General features: G+C 45.6%; 23 protein-coding genes. 9 read left to right on the top strand and 14 right to left on the bottom strand.

Annotation, left to right across the window (positions count from 1 at the left end):
• Position 1: 1 nt before the first annotated feature.
• The 6 genes from J3998_RS07200 to J3998_RS07175 are packed head-to-tail and all read right to left on the bottom strand — an operon-like array spanning position 2 to position 5,824.
• Positions 2-310: a Na+/H+ antiporter subunit G gene (locus J3998_RS07200; RefSeq protein WP_208149309.1), complete on the bottom strand. Its 309-nt coding sequence runs from the start codon at positions 308-310 to the stop codon at positions 2-4.
• Positions 311-321: 11 nt separating this feature from the next.
• Positions 322-591: a K+/H+ antiporter subunit F gene (locus J3998_RS07195; protein ID WP_208149307.1), complete on the bottom strand. Its 270-nt coding sequence runs from the start codon at positions 589-591 to the stop codon at positions 322-324.
• Entirely contained in the window at positions 579-1,082 is a 504-nt protein-coding gene (locus J3998_RS07190) for a Na+/H+ antiporter subunit E (protein WP_208149305.1), read from the bottom strand. The genes J3998_RS07195 and J3998_RS07190 overlap by 13 nt, the downstream gene beginning before the upstream one ends.
• A complete protein-coding gene (locus J3998_RS07185) occupies positions 1,079-2,656 on the bottom strand; it encodes a monovalent cation/H+ antiporter subunit D (RefSeq protein WP_208149304.1) in 1,578 nt (525 codons plus the stop codon). The genes J3998_RS07190 and J3998_RS07185 overlap by 4 nt, the downstream gene beginning before the upstream one ends.
• 10 nt (positions 2,657-2,666) lie before the next feature.
• Positions 2,667-3,029, bottom strand: a complete 363-nt coding sequence (locus tag J3998_RS07180; protein ID WP_208149302.1) for a Na+/H+ antiporter subunit C — start codon at positions 3,027-3,029, stop codon at positions 2,667-2,669.
• A complete protein-coding gene (locus J3998_RS07175) occupies positions 3,029-5,824 on the bottom strand; it encodes a monovalent cation/H+ antiporter subunit A (protein WP_208149300.1) in 2,796 nt (931 codons plus the stop codon). The genes J3998_RS07180 and J3998_RS07175 overlap by 1 nt, the downstream gene beginning before the upstream one ends.
• Positions 5,825-5,970: 146 nt before the next feature.
• Here J3998_RS07175 and J3998_RS07170 point away from each other — a divergent pair, with 146 nt between their 5' ends.
• Together J3998_RS07170 and J3998_RS07165 are read left to right on the top strand one after the other, a co-directional pair.
• Positions 5,971-6,594: a hypothetical protein gene (locus tag J3998_RS07170; protein WP_208149298.1), complete on the top strand. Its 624-nt coding sequence runs from the start codon at positions 5,971-5,973 to the stop codon at positions 6,592-6,594.
• Between the two features lie 106 nt (positions 6,595-6,700).
• Positions 6,701-8,629 carry a TIGR00341 family protein gene (locus tag J3998_RS07165; protein WP_208149296.1) on the top strand — a complete coding sequence of 643 codons (1,929 nt, stop codon included), beginning with the start codon at positions 6,701-6,703 and terminating at the stop codon, positions 8,627-8,629.
• A gap of 82 nt (positions 8,630-8,711) precedes the next feature.
• Here J3998_RS07165 and J3998_RS07160 read toward each other — a convergent pair whose 3' ends face one another.
• The 8 genes from J3998_RS07160 to J3998_RS07125 form a co-directional block, all read right to left on the bottom strand.
• Entirely contained in the window at positions 8,712-9,656 is a 945-nt protein-coding gene (locus J3998_RS07160; protein ID WP_208149294.1) for a phosphoribulokinase, read from the bottom strand.
• Positions 9,657-9,830: 174 nt separating this feature from the next.
• Entirely contained in the window at positions 9,831-12,263 is a 2,433-nt protein-coding gene (gyrB, locus tag J3998_RS07155) for a DNA topoisomerase (ATP-hydrolyzing) subunit B (protein ID WP_208149292.1), read from the bottom strand.
• 301 nt (positions 12,264-12,564) lie between these two features.
• The gene (locus J3998_RS07150) at positions 12,565-12,939 is read right to left on the bottom strand and encodes a DUF4870 family protein (protein ID WP_243750647.1); all 375 of its coding nucleotides are present in this window, start codon (positions 12,937-12,939) and stop codon (positions 12,565-12,567) included.
• A gap of 69 nt (positions 12,940-13,008) precedes the next feature.
• Positions 13,009-14,109, bottom strand: coding sequence for a DNA replication/repair protein RecF (recF, locus tag J3998_RS07145; RefSeq protein WP_208149290.1), 1,101 nt, complete (start codon positions 14,107-14,109; stop codon positions 13,009-13,011).
• Complete coding sequence (locus J3998_RS07140; protein WP_208149288.1) at positions 14,106-15,008, bottom strand: cation diffusion facilitator family transporter; 903 nt, start codon at positions 15,006-15,008, stop codon at positions 14,106-14,108. The genes recF and J3998_RS07140 overlap by 4 nt, the downstream gene beginning before the upstream one ends.
• Positions 15,009-15,165: 157 nt before the next feature.
• Positions 15,166-16,275, bottom strand: coding sequence for a DNA polymerase III subunit beta (gene dnaN, locus J3998_RS07135; protein WP_208149287.1), 1,110 nt, complete (start codon positions 16,273-16,275; stop codon positions 15,166-15,168).
• Positions 16,276-16,305: 30 nt separating this feature from the next.
• Entirely contained in the window at positions 16,306-17,703 is a 1,398-nt protein-coding gene (gene dnaA, locus J3998_RS07130; RefSeq protein WP_208149285.1) for a chromosomal replication initiator protein DnaA, read from the bottom strand.
• Positions 17,704-17,930: 227 nt separating this feature from the next.
• On the bottom strand, positions 17,931-18,731 hold the full coding sequence (locus J3998_RS07125) for a sulfite exporter TauE/SafE family protein (RefSeq protein WP_208149283.1): 801 nt from the start codon (positions 18,729-18,731) through the stop codon (positions 17,931-17,933).
• A gap of 1,064 nt (positions 18,732-19,795) precedes the next feature.
• Between J3998_RS07125 and rpmH the strand changes: the two genes are divergently transcribed.
• From rpmH to J3998_RS07090, 7 genes are all read left to right on the top strand, one after another.
• A complete protein-coding gene (gene rpmH / locus J3998_RS07120; protein WP_208149282.1) occupies positions 19,796-19,930 on the top strand; it encodes a 50S ribosomal protein L34 in 135 nt (44 codons plus the stop codon).
• 18 nt (positions 19,931-19,948) lie between these two features.
• Positions 19,949-20,407, top strand: coding sequence for a ribonuclease P protein component (gene rnpA / locus J3998_RS07115; RefSeq protein WP_208149270.1), 459 nt, complete (start codon positions 19,949-19,951; stop codon positions 20,405-20,407).
• Between the two features lie 13 nt (positions 20,408-20,420).
• A complete protein-coding gene (yidC, locus tag J3998_RS07110) occupies positions 20,421-22,106 on the top strand; it encodes a membrane protein insertase YidC (protein ID WP_208149268.1) in 1,686 nt (561 codons plus the stop codon).
• A gap of 12 nt (positions 22,107-22,118) precedes the next feature.
• Positions 22,119-22,451 carry a hypothetical protein gene (locus J3998_RS07105; RefSeq protein WP_208149266.1) on the top strand — a complete coding sequence of 111 codons (333 nt, stop codon included), beginning with the start codon at positions 22,119-22,121 and terminating at the stop codon, positions 22,449-22,451.
• A 115-nt stretch (positions 22,452-22,566) separates the two neighbouring features.
• Positions 22,567-23,928, top strand: a complete 1,362-nt coding sequence (mnmE, locus tag J3998_RS07100) for a tRNA uridine-5-carboxymethylaminomethyl(34) synthesis GTPase MnmE (protein ID WP_208149264.1) — start codon at positions 22,567-22,569, stop codon at positions 23,926-23,928.
• A gap of 85 nt (positions 23,929-24,013) precedes the next feature.
• Entirely contained in the window at positions 24,014-25,549 is a 1,536-nt protein-coding gene (locus J3998_RS07095; protein ID WP_208149262.1) for a hypothetical protein, read from the top strand.
• Between the two features lie 2 nt (positions 25,550-25,551).
• Positions 25,552-26,706: a PorV/PorQ family protein gene (locus J3998_RS07090; RefSeq protein ID WP_208149260.1), complete on the top strand. Its 1,155-nt coding sequence runs from the start codon at positions 25,552-25,554 to the stop codon at positions 26,704-26,706.
• The last annotated feature ends 77 nt before the right edge of the window (positions 26,707-26,783 follow it).

Raw genomic sequence — 26,783 nt, 5'->3', positions numbered from 1 at the left:
TTTACTTTTTGACCGTCTTTAGCTTTAAATGAAGCGCGGCTTTGGCCATAAGATGTGCCGAGATCGGTGCGGTAATAAACAAGAACAAAGTAATCAATATTTCGTGCAGACTGATTTGGCCGGTTTTCTGGCTGAAATACAGCGCTGAAGCAATCAATACCAAGCCTGCGCCAAGAGTGCTGGCTTTGGTTGGGCCATGCAGTCGAGTGTAGAAGTCCGGTAGTTTCACCATGCCCCAAGAACCGATTAACACCAAAATTGTTCCAAGCAAGATTAAAACAGATAGCAGCAATTCAAACCAAAACGGCATAATTTTCCTATTTACTCCATAATATCGCCACGCAGCAAATATTTGCTGAGCGCGACCGTGCTGACAAATCCCATTACCGCGATTAACAGAGCCGTTTCAAAAAACAGCGCACTATCCAGCAGTAATCCCGCCAAAATCAACACCACGATACTATTCAGATATAAAGTGTCCAATGCCAAAATTCGATCCGGCATCGAAGGGCCTTTGACCAACCGATAAAAACTGAATAACAGTGCCAATGAAAGCAGGAATAGGGCGCTATAAAGGCTTATTTGCAGCATGATTCAAATACCTTCTGTAGCGGGCGTTCATAACGTTGTTTGATTAGGTCGATATCGGCTTGCGGTTGCGGGCTATGAAGCGCATGTACCAGTAATGTCTTTTGGTCGCCACTCAACTGACAAGAAACCGTGCCCGGTGTCAGAGAGATGGTATTGGCGAGCAAGCCAATTGCCAATGGGCTTTTCAGTTCTAGTGGTACTTCCAAAAAGGTTGATTGTAGCTTACGGTTGCTACTCAATATCTGTTTTGCCACCACAAAATTCGCCACCACAATATCCCAAAGTACGGTCAGCACAAATCTAACTAGTGTCATTGGTTTGCGCAAGCATACCGATTCCGGCCAGAAAGGGTGAGTCAGTAGTGGAATTAACCACGCCAAAATCGCCCCCAATAAGAGTTGACCAACACTAAAGCTATTATTTAAAAGAAGCCAAACCAGCAATAAAGTCACGCTTAAAATCGGGTGCGGCAGCCATGTTTTCCACGTCATTGTATGCCCTCCCAGTGTAAGGTTTTATGCGGGTTATCTTTCGGTTGTAGCTGTAAAACCTGTTGTTGATAGCGCTTGTTATCGGCCAGTTGCTGGCTAATCGATTCGGTCAGGCTAAAAATAGGTTGCGCAAATAGCGTCAGTATCACGCCAATTGAAAGTAAACCGACAATCGAACCGCAACCAAGCATATTGATAGATGGATTGGCGCAGATGGCAGTCCCGTCACGAGTGTGGCATTTTTCTTGTGGCAAAGTTTGGTAGAAAATTACCGAGCCGGCACGCACCAAAGCAATGATAATTAATAGGCTGGTGCTGAGTATGGTCGTTAAAATCCACCAAAAGTCGGGATGTTGCAGAGCTGAGCGCAGAATTAACAGTTTTCCGAAAAAGCCGGAAAGCGGCGGCATGCCGCTAATGGCAATCGAGCCAAACAGGAATACCGAGCCGATTAAAGCGATGCGAGGCATGGCGAAGTCAGGGAGCAGTTTGTCGGCGTGTTGCGGGCGCCCTTGGCGGATATAGTCGGCCAGTAAAAACAGTCCGCCGGCGATAAAGGTCGAGTGAATCAGATAGAACAGGGTTGCCGGCATCGATTCCGGTTGATTGATGCCGATAGCGACTAATAAAGTTGCTACCGAGGCCACGACTAAATAGGCAACCAACTGTCGTAAGGAAGCCGCAGCTAAGGCTCCAAAAGCGGCGAACAGCAAGGTAGCCAGTCCAAGCCACAGAAGCCACGAAAAATGCAGTCCGGCGAGTTCTCCGGCACCTTCGCCGAACAGCATGCCGTGCACGCGGATAATTGCATAGATACCGACCTTGGTCATAATCGCGAATAGGGCGGCGACCGGTGCGGTGGTATTGGCATAGGCTTGCGGTAACCATAGATAGAGCGGGAACATCGCCGCTTTAATGGCAAATACCACCAGTAGTAAAAGCCCTGCGCTGGCGACTAAGGCTTGGTTTTGTTCAGGAATGACGGCGATTTTTTGTGCTAAATCTGCCATATTTAGAGTGCCGAGCGTACCGTACAAGGCACCGACTGCAAATAGGAATAATGTCGAACCAAGCAGGTTAAGGGCAACATAATGCAATCCTGCTTTGGTTTTGCGACGTCCGCCGCCATGCAGTAGTAAGCCGTAAGAAGCCAGTAGCAATACTTCGAAGAAGACGAATAGGTTAAAAAGATCGCCAGTCAGGAAAGCGCCGTTTAAGCCGAACAGTTGTAGTTGCCATAGGACATGGAAATTGGCGCCGAGGCGGTCGCTGTTTTGGCGAATGGCAAACCACAATGCCGCGATTGCCAGCAGTGAAGTAATCACCAGCATTAATGCCGATAGTTGGTCGAGAACCAAAATAATCCCGAATGGCGCTGGCCAGTTTCCAAGTGCATAGGCTTGCGGGTCGTTGCTTAGCGCAAACTGCATCGCATTTAGGCTAAACACGACTAGCAGGGTGCCACTGAGCAGATTAATACCGCGTTGCACTTTTGGCAGTTTACCGACCAGCAATAGCACAATTGCGCTGAGCAGCGGCAGTAGCAGTGGCCAGATAACAGGGTTTAAGTTCATTCTTGATTACTCATCTTGGATGATGTCTTTGCTCTTCTTCATCCGCTGCCAGATGAAGACCATCAACATGGTCATTACCGAGTTCGCTTCGTGCTTTGATTGCCAGCACAATCAAAAACGCGGTCATGCCGAAGGCGATAACAATGGCAGTCAGTACCAATGCTTGCGGTAGCGGGTCAGTATAGCCGCTTTGTTGTGCGTCAATCACCGCAGGTAAGCCAATCTGTAAACGCCCCATGGCAAACAGGAATAGGTTGACTGCATACGCCAATAGCGTCAAGCCGAGCACGACTGCAAAGGTGCGCGGGCGCAGAATCAAAAATACGCCGCTGGCGGTCATGACGCCGATACTCAAAGCTAACAAAACTTCCATTATTGTTGCTCCTTAACCGCTGGATGTTGGTTGAGTTGGCCGAGTTGTACCAAGCTTAAGACACTGGCTCCGACTACGACCAAGAATACGCCTAAGTCGAAAGCGATGGCACTGGCGATTTCAAACTCGCCGACTAACGGCCAGTGAATATGGCTAAAGGCCGAGGTTAAAAACGGGTAACCGACTAACATCGCCGCTAAGCCGGTAGCGCTGGCGCTGAGTAGCCCCAAAGCAATCACAATCTGCATATTCAATTGCAAGCGTTGGCTAGTCCAAGCGATGCCGTTTGCCAGATACATTAATATCAGTGCCACCGAGGCGATCAGTCCGGCAATAAAACCGCCACCGGGTAGGTTGTGACCGCGTAGGAAAATATAGGCCGCTACCAATAACATCAAAGGCAGCATTAAACGGCTAAAGGTTTGCAGAATAACTGGATGGGCGATTTCATCGGTATTGAATTTTTGTATTGGTGTCAGTTTGGCATTATGCAGTAACGCGTAGATGCCTAAACCGGCCAGTGCCAGCACCACAATTTCGCCGAGGGTATCGAAGCCGCGGAAGTCGACTAGAATGACATTCACAACATTACTGCCGCCGCCTGCGGAGACGCTATTGGCGATAAAGAAGTCGGATATGCTGTCAAAGTCACGGCTCAACACCATCAAAGTTAGCAAGGTCACCGCTAACCCTGAGGCAATCGCTAAGATGGCATCGCGCCACAAACGTATTCGGCTGGTTTCACGTGGAGCACTGGCCGGTAGGAAGTACAGAGCCAACAACAGTAAAATGATGGTAACGACTTCGACCGACAGTTGCGTCAGTGCCAAGTCCGGTGCCGAGAATTTTACAAACACCAACGCCGAAACCAGACCGACCACACCGAGCGAGATCAGGCTTTGCAGACGTTTTTTACACCATGCAACGGTCAATATCGCAGCAATCATCAGTAGACCGGCAATCATTAAGCTGACGGCATCGACCGGCAGATAGTTTCGGGTTCCGAACAAGCTCCCAGAGTAGTTAATAAAGCCAAAACTGCCAAGTAACAATGCACTAAAAATAACCCAAGCGGTCGCGTTCTGTAGTGAACCTTTATCGAAAAGTTGGCTAATTGCATTAGCAAGCTTGAGTAATCGTTTAATTGTTTTTAAGTAATAGTGTTTGGCATTGATGTGCTGATGACGTTCGTAGTTGGCAATCAAACCGTTGCGGTTGAAGTACACCAAAACGCCTAATGAAAGCGCTGCGGCACTCATTAGTAACGGCAAGGTCAAACCGTGCCAGAGGGCAAGGCTATATTCCGGCACTGTATGTTGGAGTGTGGCACTGACCGCAATATTGAGTATTGGTTCGATGGTAAAGGCTGGGAAAATACCGACTGCTAGGCAGGTGATGACCAGTAAATCGATTGGAACTTTCATGCGTCGTGGCGGTTCGTGCGGGGTATGACTTAAACCTATTGGCTCGCCATTAAAGAATACATCGTGTACAAAACGCAGTGAGTAGGCGACTGATAAAATTCCGCCGATGGTGACTAATAAAGGGACTAGCCAAGCGAATCGGTTACTGTCTGACATCAGCACGGCTTCGGCAAAAAACATCTCTTTACTCAAGAAGCCATTGAGAAGCGGTACTCCGGCCATCGCTAGTGACGCGATAATCGCCAAGGCGGCGGTGTGCGGCATGTATTTAATCAGGCCGTTGAGTTTGCGCATATCGCGAGTGCCGGTTTCATGGTCGATAATGCCGGCGACCATAAACAGCGAGGCTTTAAAGGTGGCGTGGTTGATAATGTGGAAAATCGCCGCCACCGCCGCGGTTTGTGTGCCGAAGCCGAAAAGCAGAGTGATTAAACCAAGGTGGCTGATGGTTGAATAGGCCAGTAGTGCTTTTAGGTCATGTTTAAAGAGTGCCGTATAGGCACCAATCAAAAGCGTAATTAAGCCTGCCCCACCGACTAACCATGTCCACATTTCCGTGCCGGAAAATACAGGAAAGAAGCGGGCTAATAGGAATATGCCGGCTTTGACCATGGTGGCTGAGTGTAAATAGGCGGAAACCGGCGTCGGTGCAGCCATAGCGTGCGGAAGCCAGAAGTGAAACGGGAACTGAGCCGATTTGGTAAAGACCGCCAGCAAGAGCAGAATTAAAGCGATTGGATAGAGCCTATGCTGGCGAATGAGTTCGCCATTTGCCAGCACATCACTGAGCTGATAAGAACCGATTATTTCACCGATAATCAGTACCGAACCGAGTAGCGCCAAGCCACCTGCTGCGGTAACGGTTAAAGCCATTCGAGCGCCTTGCCGAGCATCTTTACGATGTTGCCAATAACTAATCAGCAAAAACGAACTGATTGAGGTCAGTTCCCAGAAAATAACGAGCTGAATCAGGTTTTCCGAAAGCACAATGCCGAGCATCGAGCCCATAAACATTAACAGATAGGCGAAGAAACGCCCCATATTGTCTTTGGCGGCCAGATACCAGCGCGCGTAGATAATCACCAATAGGCCGATAATCAAAATCAGCAGGCTGAACAGTAATGATAAGCCGTCTAAGCGGAAGGAAAAATACAAGCCAATGGATTCCAGCCATGGCCAACTTTGGATTAGATTGCTACCGCTGAAAACGGTGCCGATTGCCGGTGCGATACTGGCGAGACTTAACAGGGTAATAAAAGAGCTGACCCAAGCAGCGGCGAGCCGATTATAGCGAGCACTATAAAAAGCCAGCAGAGCACCGAAAAATGGCAGTAATACCACTAGCGGGAGTTGAAACTCGAATAAATTCACAGACTGAAAGCCTTGCTAATCAATATGGATTAAGGCTATCAAAAGCTTTGGTTTAGTCAATTAGATTTTACGTTCTATTAACATAATGTATGCATTAATATGTTTTGATAATGTGTCTTTTGCTTATATTTAAAGAAGGAATCAATATGAAAAAAGTTATCGTGGCGATCAGTTTTGCGGCAATAGCGGCAAGTGCAAATAATAGCTATGCTCAAACAAGTCCGGTGGATAAAGTTGGTGTAGCCGTCGGTGTTGATTTGATCTCCGGCCCAACATTGGAACTAAGTTATCCAATTAGCGATTATGTCAGTGTCCGTGGTAGCCTGTCGACAGGTTGGTCGATGGATGAAGAAATTAGCGATACTGATATTACTTACAATGTAGAAACGGATGGCGCAATCAATCGCTTGGCTCTTGATATACGTCCGTTTCAAGGCGCCTTTTTCCTTTCAGCAGGCTATGGTTTGAGTAATTTTAAAGTTAAACCGTCTGCTGAATATGCCAATGGAGATAGTTTTACCGTTGACGGTAATGAATATACCGTTACTTCGAATACTGCCGGTTTGAATGGCAATTTAGATTGGGATAGTGCGCCAACGGTAAGTTTGAATGGCTTTGGTACGGTCGAAGACAGCACTGGTCTAGTTACGTATGACCTTGCTCAAGATGATAATAATATCATTAGTGATGAAGAAGCCAACTTACAAGCAGAGGCGGATGAGTATGACTTGTTGCCGATCATTCGAATGGCAGCAACTTACCGCTTTTAATTGAAAAGCGTTAATTCTCCTAAGAAACCCCTGAATTTGATTTCAGGGGTTTTTTTATGTCCAAAACTTGGTAATTTATCCTCTGTAACAGTTAGAGGATGCGTTGATGTCAGCGGAACAAAGTGTACAGAATGCTTGGCAAGTGCTGTTTAGTGATCAGGATAGTAGCGAATTTAGCCAAAAAGTGGCTCCGCATTTAGATGCTTTGGTTGAGCAGGGAAGGATTCCGGCTTGGCAGAGTTTGCATCTTGAGCAGTTGGATTTACAGGATATCGACCCGCAAAAACCATTGGTGTGCTGGTTGAGTGATTTGAACCAGCGTCAGATCCTGCAAGCAGAACAGACGCTGACTTGGCAATTCGCGTTTCTTCCGCATCCGGAAGGCATTCGTACCCAGCGACGTTTTAAGGTTGCGCCGAAAATTCCGGCCGCTTGCGAACAAATTATCGATGCTGAGAGCAAGTCAGCGGATTTTATGTTTTGCAATCAGGAATTGGTACTGGCCTCGGTAATGATTGGCGACCCGGATATTATGCGCCCGGCTTCGCAAGTGCCGCTCAGTTTACGGGGCAAATTGAAGCAGTTTGTGAGCATGAGCGTGCAGTTGATGCAATCCAGTTTGATGCCGTACAAAATCAAAACCGCGAAAGAGACTCAAGTGCATACCGCGGCAATGGGGCTGACGATGGTTTATCGAGGTGAGGACAATGATTTTACTCGCCGAGTTTTGGAGCCGACGGATGAAGACGAAAGCACATTAAATGCAGTAATTTTGGCTCCGCGCAGTATTATGGACGCCTTGAATTTTGTCTATAACCGTTTCTTTTCGAGGCGTTTTGAAAACTCTGGAAATAAAGACTATCTTGGTAAGATCAAAAGTGAATCTCTAGTTATTCATCATGGTGGTCGTACCCTAAATTACAGTATTGACGGCGAATTGAAGCAAGCTGAAGAGTTAACCTTTAACATTCGGCCACAAGCAATACACTTGCTGAATCGCGATTATCCCGAAAATGCCTATCATCAAGATCTAAAGGAATCGGTACGAGTCACTGGTTTACCGAAGGGTGAAGCAATTAAAGATTTGGCGATGCGACCACTGCCTTGGATTGACCATGCCGATCCGGAGGAAATCAAAGAGACTTTTGTCACGCTTAAAGAAAATGCTAAAAGTAACCAACCTTACCTGGTTTTAATGGTGCTTTCGACGCTTTTAGCGACCGTTGGACTCTTTGCCAACTCTACACCGGTAATTATCGGGGCGATGATTCTTGCGCCATTGATGGCGCCGATTATTTCTTTGTCGATGGGATTGTTACGACAGACCCCAGAATTGATTTTTAATGCTTCTAAAACCCTCGTGGTCGGCATATCTGTCAGTTTACTGTTTGCCACCTTATTTACCATGTTAATGCCGCTACAGAGCTTAAATAGCGAAATTTCGGCGCGTCTTAGCCCTACGATTCTTGATTTGGGAGTGGCGATTATTTCCGGTATCGCCGGTGCTTATGCGAATGCCAAGTCAGAAGTTGCTAAAAGTCTGGCTGGGGTGGCGATTGCGGTCGCTTTGGTGCCGCCGCTGGCCGTTTCCGGAATCGGTATCGGTTGGATGGATTGGCATGTGTTCTACGGCGCTTTCTTGCTGTTTGTCACCAATTTGGTGGGCATAATCTTGGCGGCCGCAGCGACTTTCTTGTTAATGGGTTTTAGCCCTTTCCGTCTGGCGCAAAAAGGCTTATTGGTTTCTACGGTATTTGTGGTGGCGGTCAGCGTACCATTAGTATTGGCGTTTAATTCGATGGTGCAAGAACAGCGTTTAGTCAATGCATTAGAGGTTTTACATTGCGAACAGTTAGATACGCCGGTGGACATTAAAGAGGTGCGCATCCAAAGCGGAAATCCCTTGAAAATCTCGGCAACTTTATTGGCAAATCGGCCGCTAACAAATGAAGATTTAGATGTGATTAAAGCGCGAATAGTAAAAGAGATTGGCGAGCCGATTCAGCTGGAAGCGACCTTAGCGATTAAACGTTAATTTTTTAGCGCTAAGAAAGCAAAAAGCCCGAGTTGAAAATTCAACTCGGGCTTTTTTGGGTATTTGATTAGTGATTAATCAATTACTCGCCGGCAGCAGCCATCGCAGCGCGTTTCTTCGCAATTAGGTTCTGGATGATTGGTGTCATCATTAGATCCATTGCGTCGATCATGTACTTACCGTTACAAACTAGCGTTTCGTCGTTTTGTAGGAAAGCATCAGGGATTTGATCTTTGATCGCTTCTAGGTCGATGTCTTGGTGACGAACGTGACAGATGATTAGTGAATCTTCTGGCGCCGGACCCATAGGAGCATCTGGAGACATTGTTGAGAATGGATCAGATGTATCGATCAGTGGTACACGGTGGAAGTTGATGTGCGTACGGTGGAACTGAGGAACGATTGTTTCGATGTAGTCCGGCATACGTTCTAGGATTACGTCACGTACTTGTTGTACTGAGTATGGGCGTTCAGCGGTATCACGATAGATTTTTTGCATCCACTCGATATTGATCGATGGGGCAACACCGATACCTAGGTCAACGTACTGTGCAACATCGTGCATACCTTCAGCCGGACCGTGGTCTTTACGCTTAACCATCCCGTGTAGACCTTCGTAGAATAGTACGTCAGTTCCCTCTGGAATATCTTCCCAAGGAGTGAACTCACCAGACTTGAAGTTAGTACCACCTAGACGTGCATTATGCTCATCTGCTTCTTCGTCAGAGTGAATGTAGTAACGACGTTTACCTGTAGCGGTTTCTTTATACTCTTTGAAAAGCGCTTCTAGTTCACCAAATTCGTTAGCGTGCTCAGAGAAGTGAGTCAGAATTGGACCACCGTTTGCTTTTGATTCAGCAACTTTCTCTTTCATTTCAGCACGGCCGTACTTGTGGTAGCTATCACCTTCGATAACTGCAACATTTAGACTTTCACGGTCGAAGATTTTTTCAACAGCGCGTTTAACGAAAGAAGTACCTGCACCAGATGAACCGGTAACCGTAACAATTGGATGTTCTACTGACATAAATGTCTCCTAAATTTAAAAAATCATTAACTAAATCAATTGGTTAATGACGGTTTTTACTTTTTGAAATTCTTGTTAGCTTTAGACCAATGGCCGATATTAGAAACTAAATGCATGTTATTTTCAAAGAAAATAATTCTATGCCGCGATTTTACGCGGCAGATTACGTTTCGGTTAAACGTCCAAGTTCGCCACCTGTAGCGCATTCGATTCAATGAAATCGCGGCGCGGTTCAACCTCATCACCCATTAGCGTAGTGAATACCTGATCAGCCACCATTGCATCGCGGATGGTGACTTGCATCAGACGGCGTGCTTCAGCGTTCATGGTGGTTTCCCACAGCTGTTCTGGGTTCATCTCACCCAAACCTTTGTAGCGCTGGATGTTTTGACCGCGTTTGGCTTCGTTTAATAGCCATTCAATCGCTTGTTTAAAGTTATCGACCGATTCGGTTTTCTCGCCGCGTTTAATTGCTGCGCCGTCGACAATCAGGCCGAACAGTTGCTCGCCCAGTTTAGCGATTTGTTGATAGTCTCTTGAATCGAAGAAGTCTGAGTCGTAAACGTGTGAACTCGGGGTGCCGTGCTCGCGTTGTGTCAGACGCACTTGGAATTTCGCCGAACCGCTGATGTCACTTGCTGGTTCAACCGCTAGTTGGTAATCGACTTTATTAATTTCGCCATTGGCACGTAAACGCGGTAGCATTTCGTTAACCCAAGCGTTTAGCGCATCAAAGTCGTTCAATAAATCGGTTTTGATGGTTGCTTGGTCAACTAACATTTCTAAGAAAACGGGATTGTAACGACGGCTTAGGCGTTCGATAACATGCTGAGTTTTGAAGTACTCTTTCGCTAAGGTTTCTAGAGCAAGGCCGCTGATTGCCGGAACGTCATTGCCTGGAGACAGCTCTGCGCCGTCAATCGCATTTTGCAGCAAATAGTTTTCTAGCTCTAAATCGTCTTTCAGATAGTTTTCCTGTTTACCTTTCTTCACTTTATACAGTGGCGGTTGCGCGATATAGATATAACCTTTTTCGACTAATTCAGGGTATTGACGGTAGAAGAAAGTCAGTAGCAGAGTACGGATGTGTGAACCGTCGACATCGGCATCGGTCATGATGATAATGCGGTGGTAACGCAGTTTTTCGATATTGAAATCTTCTTCGCCAATCCCGCAACCTAGTGCGGTAATTAGAGTGCCGACTTCCGCAGAAGACAGCATTTTGTCGAAACGTGCTTTCTCGACGTTCAGAATCTTCCCTTTTAGCGGCAGAATTGCTTGGGTACGACGGTCACGACCTTGCTTGGCAGAACCACCGGCGGAATCACCCTCCACCAAGTACAGTTCAGAAAGCGCAGGGTCTTTCTCCTGACAGTCGGCCAATTTACCCGGCAGACCCGCGATATCGAGTGCACCTTTACGACGTGTCATTTCACGTGCTTTACGCGCTGCTTCACGCGCTCGTGCGGCATCGACGATTTTCGAGAAGACCGATTGTGCGTCTTTTGGATTTTCCAGTAGGAATTCCGAGAATTTCTCGTTCATCGCGGTTTCTACCGCGCTCTTCACTTCTGAAGAAACCAGTTTGTCTTTGGTCTGCGACGAGAATTTCGGGTCTGGAACCTTAACCGAAATAACCGCAGCTAGACCTTCACGCGCGTCATCACCGGAAACATTCACTTTATACTTTTTATTCAGTCCTTCCGACTCGGCGTAACTGTTCAGAGTACGGGTCAAGGAAGCACGAAAACCGGATAAGTGAGTCCCGCCATCACGCTGCGGAATGTTATTGGTGAAGCACAGAATCGATTCTTTATAGGCTTCCGACCACTGCATTGCCACTTCAACGGTAATGCCGTCTTTTTCGGCGCTGAAGTAGAAGGCTTTGTCGTGAATTGGCGTTTTATTGGTGTTGATATAGTCAACAAACGCGCGAATACCGCCTTCGAATTCAAAGATTTCATGACGGTCGTCACGTTTATCAGTTAGTTCAATGTGAACACCTGAGTTTAAGAATGACAGCTCACGCAGGCGTTTCAATAGGTAATCGAAATCAAATTCGGTGACATTGGTGAATGTCTCTTTCGATGGTAGGAAACGGATTTCAGTTCCGGTTTCATCGGTGTCGCCAACTGCTTCCAGCGGCGCATCTGGCACGCCATGAGTATAGGTTTGTTTCCAAATGTGGCCTTCGCGTTTGATGGTCAGGTATAGTTTTTCGGAGAGCGCGTTTACTACCGATACACCGACCCCGTGCAGACCGCCGGAAACTTTATAAGAGTTGTCGTCGAACTTACCACCGGCGTGCAGCACGGTCATGATAACTTCCGCTGCCGAAACCCCTTCTTCCGGGTGCAAACCGACCGGAATACCACGGCCGTTATCGCTAATCGAAATCGAGCCATCGGTATGAATGGTGACAACAACCTTGTCACAGTGGCCGGCAAGGGCTTCATCTATGCCGTTATCGACCACCTCGAAAACCATGTGGTGTAGACCGGTGCCGTCGTCGGTATCACCGATATACATCCCAGGGCGTTTACGGACGGCGTCCAGCCCTTTTAAAACCTTGATGGAGGAGGAGTCGTATTGCGTTTCTTCAGTCATAGAATTTAGCGTCTTGTTATTTATTCACCAACAAAAATGTTTGCCGATTTTACCATATTTTGAGCACTGTTATTACTAATAAAATCGCCCACTGGATAAGGGCTCAAAGCAGATAAAAATCAAGTGTTTAATAGGGTTCTTTGATGAGTGTCAAAAAGCGCTGTTTTTTTACAAAATAGAGTGGGGGAGGATGATTAATTGTTGTGAAAATGCGGTTGAAATAATTACAAAATATTTGAGTTTGGCAGGGCGTGTGAAAAACGGCCAAAAAAGAAATTCATGGCCGTTTTCTGAATAGCGATTAACTACCGGTTCCCCAGCTAGTCGGGTTTGGAACCGGTTGGCGTTTGCCGAGGTATTTCAAACCGACAGCGCAGCGAATCACCCACCAAACCAAGACCACAAATAGGATTAGCCAGCCGATGGCGATGGCTAAGGTAAAGAAGCCTAGCAGGCCGAATAACAGGCCAATCCAGAAGGTGCGTATCTGGAACTGATAATGGCTTTCTAGGTAGTTGTCGTCGCCCTTATTGACATAAGCCATAATCAGGCCGATTAAACCGGTGAACTGCATGACGATATTAGCCAGAAAAAGAATATAAATAATGGTCGGGACGGTTGTTGAAATTGGTGTTTGTGGCGCTTCTGGTTTGGTTAGCGGGACGTTTTGTTCCATACCTTTTCCTTGTTACAAAATTTACGTTAACTCAGTGTAACCAGAAGTCTATATTTCTGCCAGTTATTGCTAGATTTGTAACGGCTTTAATACGCCGTTTTCAATCTGCCACGCTTGCGCATTTTTCGGGTTGGTAATCGGAATTAAGTCCTGCGCAGTGCTGGTGACAATATGCTGAATTTTCAGATCACTAAGTAGCTGCATCAGCTTGTCTCGATGAAAGTGATCCAGTTCTGCCGGTAGGTCATCAATCAGCATGATTGACGGCTCGTTGGTGACCTGTTGATGCAACTGCGCTTGCGCCAACATCAAGGCACAGACAAACAGTTTTTGTTGGCCGCGAGATAACGCTTGTAAAGCTTCAAAAGTACCGAATTTAAAGCGTACATCAGCGCGATGTGCGCCGTATTGAGTATGGCCTTTCTGTATGTCGTTATGGAGATTGTCGTGCATTAGCTGCTGTAAACTTTCCGCCGATTTAGGCCAACCGGCTCGATAGGAGCTATTAATCGCTTGTTCTAGTTCCGGCATCAACGCTTGACAGTATTGCTCGATAAATGGCATTAAAAATTCCAGATACTGACGGCGAAGCTGGTCGATTTGCAGACTCGTCTCGACCAATTGTGCATCCCAGAGTTGAATTTGCATTGCCGGTAAACGCTTTTTTAAGGCATGATTACGCTGCTTTAATAGGCGTTTATGTTGACGCCATAGGCTGATGAATTCCGGAAACTGATAAAAACAGCCCCAATCGATAAACTGGCGGCGCGCTTTTGGGCCTTCTTCCAATAGTCGGTGGCTTTCCGGTGTAAGTAGTTGCACCGGTAATTGCTGAGCAATTTCACTTTGCGCACGAACGTTTTCGCCATTCAATCGTAAAGTCATTTTCTGAACAGAACGCTGCATGCCGATACGATAGGTTTGCTGAGGTTCTAGATGGCTCTGCAATTCAGCAAAAATCACTGTTTCGGTATGTTGATGCTGAATTAAATGAGTGATTTGTCGACTGCGAAAAGAGCGGCCGGTTGCTAACAGCCAGATGGCCTCAATCAAGGAAGTTTTTCCGGCGGCATTATCGCCGATAAATAGATTCATCCCAGAGCTGAGTCGGCAACTAAGGTTCTCGGCATTTCGGAAAGCTTGCAGCTGTAATCGGTTCAGTTGCGTCATTCGTTGTATTCTTTGCCCCAGGTGTGATGACTGTGGTCATGTCTTAGGCTGGCCGGTTCTTGATGAACAATGACATCCAAGTTTTCAAAACGTGTTTTTAGTCGGCTAGTGACCTGTTCGGCAATATCGTGTGCCGCTAGCAGGGTAAGTTTATCGTCAAGCTCCAAGTCGAGCTGTACAAAACGGTTTGGACCGGATTGATAGCTACGAAGATCGTTAAAGCCGAGTACTTGCGGTGTGGACAGGATGATTTCACTGATTTCAGCACGCATTTCATCACTGAGTTCACGATCCAATAGTTGATTAAGTGAATCTTTAGCGATTTGGTATGCGCTGTGTAGAATCCAGACAGCAATCAAGATTGCCAGCAGAGGATCTATCCAGTTTAAAGAGACAAAAAATAGGCTGACAATAATCAGTAGCGTCGCTAAAACATCGGAGAGATAGTGCAAGGCGTCGGCGGCAATGGCCGTTGATTCGGTTTTACGTACCACGTATTTTTGGAAGATCACTAATCCGGTGGTCAATACTAGCGACAGTATCATTACCGCTAAGCCGATATTGACCTTCTCAACTTCAGCTTGTGTCCAAATACGTTCTAGGGAATAGACCATTAAGTACACTGCCGAACCGGCAATAAAAACGCTTTGTGCCAGAGCGGCTAGCGGTTCGGCTTTGCCGTGTCCGAAGCGGTGTTCTTTGTCTGCAGGGATTTGCGCGATATAGACGGCCATCATAATCATTAAGCTGGCAATAATATCGAATGCTGAGTCTAGCGTAGAGGCAAGAATACTGACCGAGTCAGTTTGTAGCCAAGCATAGAATTTAATAACCAGAAGCGTTATGGCAACGCTTACTGATGCGATTGTCGCAATTCTAACGAGTTGTGGATTAGTCATATATTGACCACCATAAGTTGTAGTATGAGCGAAGAATCTATTCTATATAGAAAATAGACTTGAGTGCAAATCATTCTCATTTATTAAAACAAAAAGGAGTGCTTGCCTTTTAAATTAAAGCAAGCACTCCTTTTTAGGTCGTTAGTGGTGGTGGCCTCTATAGACGCATTGGCATAATAACGTGCTGGCAAGAGCAGTTATTGTTATTTGCAGATACCAAACAGCTGCTGTTGGCGTCTTTAAATAGGAGCGTTACGCAGTCGTCTTGGATCGAGCTTAAGACGTCAAGAATATAGTTAACGTTAAAGCCGATTTCCATCTCTGCACCGCTATAGTCGATAGCCATGTCTTCGTGTGATTCATCTTGTTCGCTGTTGGATGCGCTAACCGCCAATAGGTTTTGGCTCAAGTTTAAGCGAATACCTTTGAATTTATCATTTGATAGAATCGATGCACGTTGTAGCAGGCTACGTAGCATTTCACGGTCAGTCTGTACTACTTGGTCGTTGTTTTGTGGAATAACTCGGCGGTAGTCCGGGAAACGTCCATCTACCAATTTACAAGTGAAGACGGTTGAATCCAGTTCAACAGTTAGGTAATTTTTCGCCAATGAAATCTGTACCAAATTGTCTTCATCAGTAATCAGCTTAGACAATTCCATTACCCCTTTACGCGGTAGAATCGCTTGCGTTGCCGGTAATCCTTGAATTGCTAACTCGGTTGAGCAAGTTGAGAGGCGATGTCCATCGGTGGCAACCACTCGCAAAGTTTGGTTGCTGATGTCGAACAACATACCATTTAGGTAGAAACGTACGTCTTGGCTCGCCATCGCGAAGCTTGAGTGGCTGATAAGTTGTTTTAGCTGGTTCTGCGATAGCGAGAAGCTTAGATCGCTTTGCGTCAAGTCGATAATAGGGAAGTTTTCCGCCGGAAGCGTTGACAGCTTGAAGCGCGAACGACCAGCTGAAAGTGCGCAGCGAGTTTCTTCAAAATCCATTACCACGGTTAATCCGTCTGGAAGAGAACGTACGATATTGATTAATTTCAACGCTGGTAATGTAATGCTGAAATGCTCTAAATCGCAAGATTCTAACTCGGTTTGTGCACGGGTTTCGATTTCCGAATCCGATGCAGTCACTGTCAGCATATTGTTGTTGACCACAAACAGCAGGTTACTCAAAATCGGCATGGTGTGTCGTTTTTCAACAACGCTGCCAACCGTTTGTAGAACTTTTAAAAGATTTTCACGGGTAATGGTGATTTTCATGCCAATGCCTTTGAATGCTTATCGCAAAAATTAATTGGTAATAATTCGAATTAAACTGTTGTAGTCGTCGTCAAGTTGGTGCTCGGTTTCACGCAGTTCTTTAACCTTGCGAACCGCATGCAATACCGTTGTATGGTCGCGACCACCAAATGCATCGCCGATTTCCGGCAAGCTGTGATTGGTCAATTCTTTTGCAATCGCCATTGCCATTTGGCGTGGGCGGGCAACATTACGCGAACGACGTTTGGAATGCAGGTCGGCAACGCGAATCTTGTAGTAGTCAGCCACCGTTTTCTGGATGTTATCTAGTGTAACCATCTTCTGTTGCAGAGCCAGCAAATCTTTTAGCGCTTCTTTTACTGTTTCGACAGTAATGCCGCGGCTATTGCTGAACTGCGCATATGCATCAACACGTTTTAGCGCGCCTTCCAAATCACGAACATTCCCACGTAGACGTTTGGCGATAAAAAATGCCACTTCTTCGCTCAGAGTAATGTTGTATTCAGACGCCTTTTTCAGCAAGATGGCGACACGCATTTCAAACTCAGGTGGTTCAACGGCAATCGTTAAACCCCAACCAAAACGCGATTTCAGACGGTCTTCTAGACCTTCCACTTCTTTCGGGAAGCGGTCGGAAGTCAAGATAACCTGCTTATTGCCTTCCAGTAGTGTATTAAAGGTATGGAAAAACTCTTCTTGCGACTGCTCTTTATTAGCAAAAAATTGAATATCATCGATTAAAAGCGCATCTAAAGAACGGTAAAAGCGCTTAAATTCATCAATCTTGTTGTGACGTAGCGCGTTTACCATATCTTGTACAAAACGTTCCGAGTGCAGGTAAACGACGCGTGCTTGTGGATTGTCAGCCAAAAGCTGATTACCAATGGCGTGCATTAAGTGTGTTTTACCCAAGCCAACACCGCCGTAAATAAAGAACGGGTTGTAGCTACCGCCTGGGTTTTCTGCGACTTGACGTGCAGCTGCAGCGGCTAGTTGGTTAGCTTTACCTTGTACAAAGGTATCGAAAGTGAAATTGGTATTTAGGTTGTGCTGAATGCCCGATGCGCCAGTCTTAGGTTTTTGCGGCGTAGGCTTACTTTTCTCTTTCAAAGGTTGTGGAATGGTCGGTTGGGAATCTTCCTCGACGTCATTCATGGCGTAATCGCCCATTTCAATCAATACTTCCGGCGTATTAATCGGTGCCACACGTGCTACCGCTTGACGGACATTTTCCATCAGGCGTTTGTTTACCCAGTCCAAGATAAAAGTAGAAGGCGCGATAAGACGGATTGTGTCTTGATCTTCAATCGCGCGTAACGGCAAAATCCATGTATGGAACTGCTGATCGTTTAGATCATCTTCGAGAATTTTAAGACTCTGTGCCCAAAGTGAAGACAAAGTGAGTTTCCTTACCAAAAAGCTATCCATGCCGAATTTTGTTCAGCAGAACAGACAAGAAATTAAAAATAGAAATTTTTGACAGAATTCAGATGGGTTCAACCATTCTGTTTTTTTGGAAACAGTATACCTGTGAGTAAAGTTAACTCAAGCGGTATTTTTGTGGATAAGTTGTGTACAAGGGGTGTGGATAACTTTGTTATTTAAATTTTTAATGAGTTGTTTTTTAAAGAGTTTTATCGGTTGATAACTCTCTGCTAAAAAAACAGCATTTTTGCTGCGAGCAACAGTAAAAAAATGCCAAAACCACGCTTTAAAAGCTTAACTGGCAGCTTATGCGCCAAGCGTGCGCCAATCGGTGCGGTGAAAATACTAGCCAGAATAATGCCGAAGAAAGCCGGCCAATAAATATAGCCTGTGGTGTATGCCGGTAAATCATGTGCCTGCATACCTGCAAGGATATAACCAATCGTTCCGGCCAAGGCAACCGGTAAGCTGACCGCGGTCGAGGTAGCAATCGCCTGGTGCATGGAAATATTGTTCCAGACTAGGTAAGGGGTGGTCAGAGTTCCGCCACCAATGCCAACTAAAGAAGACAGTTTACCGATAATCAAGCCAGCTACAGTGTTGCCGGCAAGGCCCGGTAGCTGACGCGAGGGGTTTGGTTTGATGGACAGTAACATATTAATGGCAATCAATAATTCCAAGACCCCAAAAATTTTCGATAAGGTTGCGGAGGCGAAATATTGTGAAATCCAACCGCCGATAAAAGCGCCGGCAAGTACGCCAAGGGTCAGTAATTTGAAGGCATCCCAGCGCACCGCATCGTGTTGATGATGGGCTCTTACAGAGGAAAGCGAAGTAATTAAGATGGTCGCCAGTGAGGTACCGATGGCTATATGCACGATATCGCTCGAATCAAGAAAGTAAACAAAGACGGTCGTTAATACTGGAACGATAATCAATCCACCGCCAATACCTAACAAACCTGCAGCAAAACCGACAAATGCCCCGGTAACTAAATAGATGGAAATTTCTAGGAGGAACTGTTCCGGCATAGCGTTTACTCAGTTTGAAGTGGAAGGGGGTAATCAAGCATTTATTATAGAGGAGCTAACGGTGGAAAACATGAAGGCTTGTTTACGGTAATGAGGAATAACTTTCGCGAAGGTGACCGAGCGGCTAAAAGAAAAAAAGCGGGTTAAAACCCGCTTAACATAACAACTCAACTAAAATCCTAATGCTTCAGGAAACGAAGTTTTAGGGTAAGGCCATTAAAAACTGGCCTTCGGTTTTATATTTAATGTGCAACACCTAAGTCCTGCACAACTAAGCTTAGGGAAACGCAAAACAAGTCCAAACTCCTCGCTGAAGTCAATGGGGACTTATTCCTGTGTTTCCTTAGTTAGCGCTCAGTACTTTTAACATGCTTTTTGTAAAGATCTTTAGCAACGTCATCGATTACTCGATTCCGTTTATCTAAATTGTTTTTATTGTTGCTTGGCAACCGCCATCTTGTCGCTAGCAGGCGTTATTGTTAGCGACTGATGCTGTTTGGTCAACATTTAGCGATGAATTTGGGTATTTAAATTTTTTGGGGCGTAGCTGAATTCTTCTGAAAGGGAGTGGTTTATATTGGGTAATTAGAATTTACCCTAAATAGGTTATAAATTATTGTAATTCATAGATTTATTAAATTTTTAAGTAACGTATAGATGTAGTGGTTGTTGCATAAAATACAGTCTAATATTGCTTAATATCCGTCAAGAATTTTTTATAAAATGAAATAATTAAATTCTGAATAATACGATTTTTTACTTAGTTATTTAAATAAAGAGCGGCCACGTAGAAAATGAAACGGGTTGGTGTTTTTATACTTAAACCGCTTTTGGAGAACGTTAAATTTTAAATTCAGTAATCGCTTATATTGTGGTTTACGGGTAGCTTGACCACAATATAAATTTTCTTTGCAAATTCAATGGCTTCAGTAATCATAGGTTGAATTAGCGTTGTCTATTAATAAAGCGCTAAATTATTGAAAAAAGAATTGTTTTCTGAAGTGTAACTCTTTATAATTCCGGTTTTTTCCGATTCTGGAAAGTCAATATTAAGGACTTAAGAGATGAAACGTACATTTCAACCAAGCGTAATCAAGCGCGCTCGTACTCACGGTTTCCGTGCCCGTATGGCGACAAAAAACGGTCGTAAAGTTCTAGCTGCTCGTCGTGCGAAAGGACGTAAGCGCTTAACGCCTTAATTCTGGGTGTGCTGTCGAATGGTACACGCAGAATCGACCTCAGGTGAGCTGACCCAAGAACAGCGCTCAGCTCACCAAACTTCTCCCGTCTCCCCATCTATTTCAGATAACTCTTTTGATAAATCGCTTCGGTTACTGACACCGAAAGATTATTCGTATGTCTTTGCTAAAGCGGAACGCTTTGGTAACCGTAATTGGACCATGATTGTCCGCCCTAATGATAAATCCTATCCACGCTTAGGTTTGGCGATTGCTAAAAAGCAGTTGGCACGCGCGGTTTGGCGTAATCGGGTAAAAAGAATTGCGCGTGAGGCATTTCGTTCACATAAAAAAGACTTATCTGGTTATGATATTGTCGTCTTGGGACGAAAGGGCATGGAGCAGATCGAGAACCAAGTTCTGCATGACAGCTTTATGCACTTAGTTCGTAAGATCAAGAAAAGTAATTTAAAAAACCGCCCCGCAAAATCAGTGTGATAAAGGGTTATACATGAATATGAGATCTTTTTGGTGGTTAGCTTTAGCCTTTACGCTAACCTGGATTTGGCTCGAATGGATGCAGTTTACTGCGCAGAAAGAGCAGCAAACTTTGCAAAGCAGCGCTGCACAAGAAGTGCCGGTCGCAAGCAATAATACAGCAGTACCAAGTGTCGGTAGCAGTGCTTCAGCGGTGCCTGGCGCTAATATTGGCACAGTCGGTAATGAAGCGGTACCGGTCATTGCCGAAACTATTGGTTCTGCACAGCGCATTACTGTAACCACTGACCTGCTTGACTTGGTTATCGATACCCAGGGTGGTGATATCCGTGACGCTAAGTTGCTTGGTTACGGGGCGACAGAAGATCATAGCCAACCATTCCAGTTAATGAGCGACAAAGGCCCATTAATTTATATGGCGCAAAACGGTCTTGCGGTACAAAAAAGTGCTGCTCTGCCTGCACCGACGCACAAAGACGTCTGGCAAACCACGCAAACGAACTATGTGATGAGCGGTGATACCCTTGAAGTACCAATGACTTGGGAAAAAGACGGTATCAAGGTAACTAAGACTTATAAGTTCACTAAAGGCAGTCACCTGATTGATGTTGTCTACAAGGTAGACAATAACGCGGCGGAAAACTGGTCGGGTAGTATGTACTCGCAGTTAGTGCGAAACCGTTACAACCCGGAAGATAACTGGATGATGTACACCTATACTGGTCCAGTTCTGTATGACGGTAATGCGGAAGAACAGTATGTTAAGCACTCATTTGATGACCTGACTACGCAAGCGGTGAGCGGTAAAGCGGTAACCGGTGGTTGGGCTGCGATGATTCAGCAGTACTTCCTGACCGCTATCGTGCCGGCGCAAAATGTACAAAACAACTATTACGCTAAGCCTCTGGAAGGCGGTAACTTCGCGGTGGGCGTGGTTGAACCGCTAGTAACGGTTCCGGCCGGTGCTTCTGGTCAGCTAAGCTCGCAACTTTATATCGGGCCTGAGCTACAGGACGTTCTTGCGGATATTGCTCCAGGTCTAGAGTTGACTATCGACTATGGTGTATTGACTTTCTTGGCTGAGCCGATTTTCTGGTTGCTAAAACAGATTCATAACCTAGTGGGTAACTGGGGTGTGGCGATTATCTTGCTGACCATCTTAATCAAACTGGTGTTCTACAAGCTATCGGAAACCTCTTACCGTTCTATGGCACGTCTACGTAAGTTCCAACCTAAGCTACAACAGCTTAAAGAGAACTATGGTGACGATAAGGTTATCTTCCAGCAGAAGATGATGAAGCTGTATAAAGAAGAGAAGATTAACCCGTTGGGCGGTTGTTTACCAATTCTGATTCAGATGCCGGTCTTTATCGCGCTGTACTGGGTATTGTTGTACTCGGTCGAGATGCGTCAAGCGCCGTTTATGCTATGGATTCAAGACTTGTCGGCGATGGACCCTTATTTCATCCTGCCGGTGCTAATGGGTGTGACCATGTATATTCAGCAGCAGCTTAACCCGTCGGCGATGATGGATGAGATGCAGCAGAAAGTGTTCAAACTACTACCGTTTATTTTCACTTTCTTCTTCCTATGGTTCCCAGCAGGTCTCGTACTATACTGGCTAGTGAACAACATTCTATCGGTCGGTCAGCAGTACTACATTACTAAGAAGATCGAAGCTGGCGAAGATAAGAAATAAAGGATTTTAACAATGCAAATTACTTATCAAAAACTGGGTACTGACCACCCTATGTATGGCAAAGTTGAGTTTTTGGTTGCAGATGGTACTTCACCTCTGTGCTACAAAACCGCTGACGGTTATATCCCGCTAGAACAAGGTGCAGCACCGGTTGCAACCGCTCCAGCGGAGGCCGCTGATGTGAATACACGCGACCTTTACGTGCTGTCTTTTAAAGTGAATGGCGAAGCTGAAGAGCAAAGCTTTACTTCGAAAAAGAAGCTGGATAAAACCATCGCGCTGTATCAAGAGAAAGACTTCATTACTGACTTAGAAACCAAAACTTATAAAGTATTGGCAAGCTAAGCAGCGCGCTTTTTCGAAAAAAACGCCCGCCCAGTTTCGACTCGGTGGGCGTTTTGCTTTTTATCGACACTGTTTTTTGACTACAATTGCAGACATTACTTTTTGAGAGTCGCTTATGGAATTTGAAAATATAGAAACCATTGCTGCTGTGGCGACCGCACCCGGGCGTGGCGGGGTTGGCATCGTGCGTGTTTCGGGCGATAAAGCTGGAGAGATTGCTGAAGCGATTTTAGGAAAATTACCAAAACCACGTTACGCACATTACGGGCCCTTTTATGGTGCCGAGGGTGAAGTGCTGGATCGCGGTATTGCGCTGTATTTTCCAAATCCGAATTCCTTTACCGGCGAAGACGTTTTAGAGTTACAAGGTCATGGCGGACCTGTCGTGTTGCAATGGTTGTTGGAGCGTGTTGTGCAATTGGGCGCGCGTTTGGCTGAACCGGGCGAATTTTCCAAACAAGCCTTTATGAACGACAAACTCGATTTGGCGCAGGCGGAAGCGATTGCCGACTTAATTGAAGCCTCCTCCGCGCAGGCGGCAAAATCCGCACTGCGCTCTTTGCAAGGGGATTTCTCGCGCGAGGTAAATACGCTGGTCGAAGAGTTAATTCAACTGCGTTTGTATGTCGAAGCGGCGATTGATTTTCCGGAAGAAGAAATCGATTTCTTATCGGACGGAAAAGTCGCAGGGCAGTTGCAACATATTCTCGACCGCTTGCATCAGGTCTTTGCTTCGGCGCAGCAGGGTGTTTTACTGCGCGAAGGGATGTCTGTGGTGATTCTCGGTCGCCCGAATGCCGGAAAATCTTCGCTATTAAACGCACTATCGGGTAAAGAGATTGCTATTGTCACTGATATTGCCGGTACTACGCGTGACATTGTCAAAGAAGAAATCAATATCGACGGCATGCCGCTGCATATTCTTGATACCGCCGGTGTACGCGAAGCGACCGACCAAGTCGAGCAAATCGGTATCGAGCGTGCTTGGGCAGCGATTGATAATGCTGACCGAGTACTGGTAATGCTGCAAGCCGGTGAAGCGATTCACCCAGAAGACCAAGTGATTCTCGATAAATTACCGGATTCAATTCCGGTAACGCTGGTACGTAATAAAATCGACTTAATTAATCACCAGCCGATGATTGAAGTGGAACAAGCCACTGGGCGCTCGGTGATTTGGTTATCGGCAAAACATAAAGTCGGTTTGGAATTGCTGCGCGAACATCTAAAAACCGAAATGGGCTATGCACAGACCGAAGAAGGCGTGTTTATGGCGCGCAAACGACATTTGGATGCATTGCAATTGGCACTCGATTACACTCTCAATGGTCAACAACAGTTAGAACTGTTTGCCGCCGGTGAGCTCTTGGCCGAAGATTTACGCATGGCGCAAGACGCGCTGTCGGAAATTACCGGGCGCTTTACCTCGGACGATCTACTCGGCAGAATTTTCAGTTCATTCTGTATAGGTAAATAATTTACGGTTACTTGATAGGGTTCCTAGACTTATCAATGATAATCGGTTTTACTCGTTATATTAGTTCATTACCGGATTCACCAAAATGTTACAAAAACTGAGACTTACCATTGGGCTGTCCTCTCTTATTACCGCGAGTTCAGCGGTTTTCGCAGGAAATATAGAACAGCCACTTAGCTTACCAACCACCGATGCCGCTTTTAAGCTATCTTTTGAAACCGTAACTCTACCGGATAATGAAAAAATGGGGTTTCTTGGGGGGCAATTTTTGTATGAATTAACGCCTTGGCTCTCCGTTGGTCCGGCAGCCTATGGTGCTTTGACTGGTGAAAGAGGTGGCTTTATTACCTTGGGGGCAGCTGTAGATTCGGAATTGTCTTTAACCGATAAATTGAGTTTCAATATGGGTTATTTTGTGGGCGCGGGTGGTGGCCGTGGCGGTTATACCCTCTCTGGCGGTGGACTTATGTTGCGAGCGCACGCTGGTGCAAATTACCATTTGGATGGTTGGGGAAAGTTGGGCGTAGGCATTAGTAATGTCAACTTTCCAAACGGTCACATTGATAGTACTCAGCCTTATTTAACTTATAGCTATCCGTTTACTACCCTACACAGTTCTGGCTGGAGAGGTGATAGCTTCTCCGGTTATACCGGTAAGTCTGCTAAGGCCTCAATTCAAGAATTTTCTGTCGTTATGCGTCGTTACAAAATCCCGTCTGGTGTGACCACTGATTCAGGGCTGCCACAACACCCAACGGTTGATTTAATTGGTGCGGAATGGAGTAACTACCTTAACGATAATTATTTTGTGAAAGTTGAATCGGAAGGGGCGATGGGAGGCCGTAGTCAGGGTTATATGCAGATTTTTCTGGGTGGTGGTTACCGGTATAGCTTAACTCCTGGTACCGCTCTGAAATTGTCTGCCTCAGCAGGTGTGGCAGGGGGCGGTGCTATGGATACTGGTGGCGGTTTGTTACTTGATTCGCAAATTTCGTTACAACAACGTTTAGGCGGCCAACTATTCGCTGAGGTGGGGGCAGGTTATGTGCAGGCCCCACAAGCGAGTTTTGAAGCCACGAGTTTGGTGGCTAAGTTAGGCTATCAGTTTGGGACGCCTAGGGTTTCCGGTTCGAAAGTCCCTATGGGTTCACTAACTGGTTATCACAATAATCATTTCCGTTTTCGCTTAGCTCATCAGCAATATATGAAGGCTGATCCAGCTTGGCGCGCCCATCACGCCGATTTGAATATCGATAATCTCGGCGTACAAATTGATTATTTTCCTTACGATAATCTATATCTTAGCGGCCAAGGCATTGCCGCCTACGATGGAGAAGCCGGTGCTTACATGGCTGGTTTAGTTGGTGCAGGTTTACACGCCGAGCTTATAGGCTCTCTATATGCGGAAGCTGAAGTGTTAGTTGGCGCGGCCGGCGGTGGCGGTGTCGATGTTGGCGGTGGTTTTGTTTGGCAAACTAATGCCAATCTTGGTTATGAATTGAACGATCATCTTAGCTTGACCGTCGGCGCTGGTCGAATGGAGGCTCCTAACGGTAACTTTAAGGCAAATGTTATGGCTCTGGGGCTCTCCTACAAGTTTGATTTATTTATGAAGGATTGAACATGGTTGCCTGTGTAGAGGGAGGCCGTTGTTCTAGTCATGTGGTACACAATTCCATAGTTGTGTCCATTTTGTTGGCTAGTTTATGGTCTTCGTCCGGTGTACAAGCTAGGAGTTTCCTTGCCGAAGGTGCAGATACTGGTGCTGGAGTTGGTGCAAGACAAATTGGCATGGGAGGCTCTGGAGTCGCATCGACCAAGGACGCCTACACAGTGTATTACAATCCTGCTGCTATGGGTGTTGGAAAAGATCTAGCTGTTGATAGGCAATTGAATGCAAAGCTAAGGAATATAAGTTATTTCGGAGTTACAGCGGCATTACCAGTAGACCAATTCTTAGGTTTTAGAACCACTGTTGGCTTTGCTTTTTTTCCGAGAATACATGCGAGTGCATCAGGTTCTTTTGCCGAAAGTGATTTTGAGAGTATTTTTTTGCGTTACTTGTTGCCAGGTTTAGATGGTACGTTTGCAGGAAATTTAGAAAGTAAAACAAAAGTTTATAGACTCGCATTTAGTGCTCAGCCCAAGGATAGTCAATTCTGGTCTGTTGGTTTTAGCTTTGATTATATTGATTGCAAAACAAACTTTTGTGGAACAACGGCGACATCAAACGGCTATTCAATCTCATCTGGGGATGCGAAAGCAACCAGCCTTGGCGTGAGTCTTTTATTAAAGCCAAGGCAAGATTTACGAATAGGCATATCTTTGACAGACCTTAATAGCTCCCTAAAAACAGAAATTACAACGACAGATGATTTAGGGACCACAACGGAACATTATAAGTTGTCATTTCCTATAAAAGCTCTCTTTGGTGTTGCATTCAATTTGTCTGATAAATTATTGCTTACTGGGGATTATGAGGCGATAAATGGAGAGTATGGAAAAGATTCTTTAGATTTTCAGATCGCGAGATTTGGTGGAGAGTATCAATATTCTGAAATGACGACTTTTAGGCTTGGTGCCGTAGTGCCACTCAAATTGACATCACAGCAGACAAAAGATCTAGAGCTCCCCTTTCCGTTTGTGCCAACATTTGGTGTAGGTTGGCACTGGGATAGCTGGCAGGCTGATTTCACTGTTTATGCAAATCCTGTTCAGAGTGCACATGAAAATGCTCCGGCACTTTACTCTAATTTAAGTTTATCTGTTCATTTTTAGATATTGATTGACGAAAAGCTAATCAGAATTTTCAGTTCTTTCTGTATCGGAAAGTAGTCTAAGGAAGCGCAGAATAA

This window comes from Thiomicrorhabdus marina (genome assembly GCF_017571465.1).
Taxonomy (GTDB): Bacteria; Pseudomonadota; Gammaproteobacteria; order Thiomicrospirales; family Thiomicrospiraceae; genus Thiomicrorhabdus; species Thiomicrorhabdus marina.
This window is presented reverse-complemented; position numbering and strand designations above follow the sequence as displayed.

What these genes read in the sequence shown, in the direction of transcription:
- J3998_RS07200 (WP_208149309.1), bottom strand. Translation starts at nt 310, where the DNA reads ATGCCGTTTTGGTTTGAATTGCTGCTATCTGTTTTAATCTTGCTTGGA.
- J3998_RS07195 (WP_208149307.1), bottom strand. Translation starts at nt 591, where the DNA reads ATGCTGCAAATAAGCCTTTATAGCGCCCTATTCCTGCTTTCATTGGCA.
- J3998_RS07190 (WP_208149305.1), bottom strand. Translation starts at nt 1,082, where the DNA reads ATGACGTGGAAAACATGGCTGCCGCACCCGATTTTAAGCGTGACTTTA.
- J3998_RS07185 (WP_208149304.1), bottom strand. Translation starts at nt 2,656, where the DNA reads ATGAACTTAAACCCTGTTATCTGGCCACTGCTACTGCCGCTGCTCAGC.
- J3998_RS07180 (WP_208149302.1), bottom strand. Translation starts at nt 3,029, where the DNA reads ATGGAAGTTTTGTTAGCTTTGAGTATCGGCGTCATGACCGCCAGCGGC.
- J3998_RS07170 (WP_208149298.1), top strand. Translation starts at nt 5,971, where the DNA reads ATGAAAAAAGTTATCGTGGCGATCAGTTTTGCGGCAATAGCGGCAAGT.
- J3998_RS07165 (WP_208149296.1), top strand. Translation starts at nt 6,701, where the DNA reads ATGTCAGCGGAACAAAGTGTACAGAATGCTTGGCAAGTGCTGTTTAGT.
- J3998_RS07160 (WP_208149294.1), bottom strand. Translation starts at nt 9,656, where the DNA reads ATGTCAGTAGAACATCCAATTGTTACGGTTACCGGTTCATCTGGTGCA.
- gyrB (WP_208149292.1), bottom strand. Translation starts at nt 12,263, where the DNA reads ATGACTGAAGAAACGCAATACGACTCCTCCTCCATCAAGGTTTTAAAA.
- J3998_RS07150 (WP_243750647.1), bottom strand. Translation starts at nt 12,939, where the DNA reads ATGGAACAAAACGTCCCGCTAACCAAACCAGAAGCGCCACAAACACCA.
- recF (WP_208149290.1), bottom strand. Translation starts at nt 14,109, where the DNA reads ATGACGCAACTGAACCGATTACAGCTGCAAGCTTTCCGAAATGCCGAG.
- J3998_RS07140 (WP_208149288.1), bottom strand. Translation starts at nt 15,008, where the DNA reads ATGACTAATCCACAACTCGTTAGAATTGCGACAATCGCATCAGTAAGC.
- dnaN (WP_208149287.1), bottom strand. Translation starts at nt 16,275, where the DNA reads ATGAAAATCACCATTACCCGTGAAAATCTTTTAAAAGTTCTACAAACG.
- dnaA (WP_208149285.1), bottom strand. Translation starts at nt 17,703, where the DNA reads ATGGATAGCTTTTTGGTAAGGAAACTCACTTTGTCTTCACTTTGGGCA.
- J3998_RS07125 (WP_208149283.1), bottom strand. Translation starts at nt 18,731, where the DNA reads ATGCCGGAACAGTTCCTCCTAGAAATTTCCATCTATTTAGTTACCGGG.
- rpmH (WP_208149282.1), top strand. Translation starts at nt 19,796, where the DNA reads ATGAAACGTACATTTCAACCAAGCGTAATCAAGCGCGCTCGTACTCAC.
- rnpA (WP_208149270.1), top strand. Translation starts at nt 19,949, where the DNA reads ATGGTACACGCAGAATCGACCTCAGGTGAGCTGACCCAAGAACAGCGC.
- yidC (WP_208149268.1), top strand. Translation starts at nt 20,421, where the DNA reads ATGAATATGAGATCTTTTTGGTGGTTAGCTTTAGCCTTTACGCTAACC.
- J3998_RS07105 (WP_208149266.1), top strand. Translation starts at nt 22,119, where the DNA reads ATGCAAATTACTTATCAAAAACTGGGTACTGACCACCCTATGTATGGC.
- mnmE (WP_208149264.1), top strand. Translation starts at nt 22,567, where the DNA reads ATGGAATTTGAAAATATAGAAACCATTGCTGCTGTGGCGACCGCACCC.
- J3998_RS07095 (WP_208149262.1), top strand. Translation starts at nt 24,014, where the DNA reads ATGTTACAAAAACTGAGACTTACCATTGGGCTGTCCTCTCTTATTACC.
- J3998_RS07090 (WP_208149260.1), top strand. Translation starts at nt 25,552, where the DNA reads ATGGTTGCCTGTGTAGAGGGAGGCCGTTGTTCTAGTCATGTGGTACAC.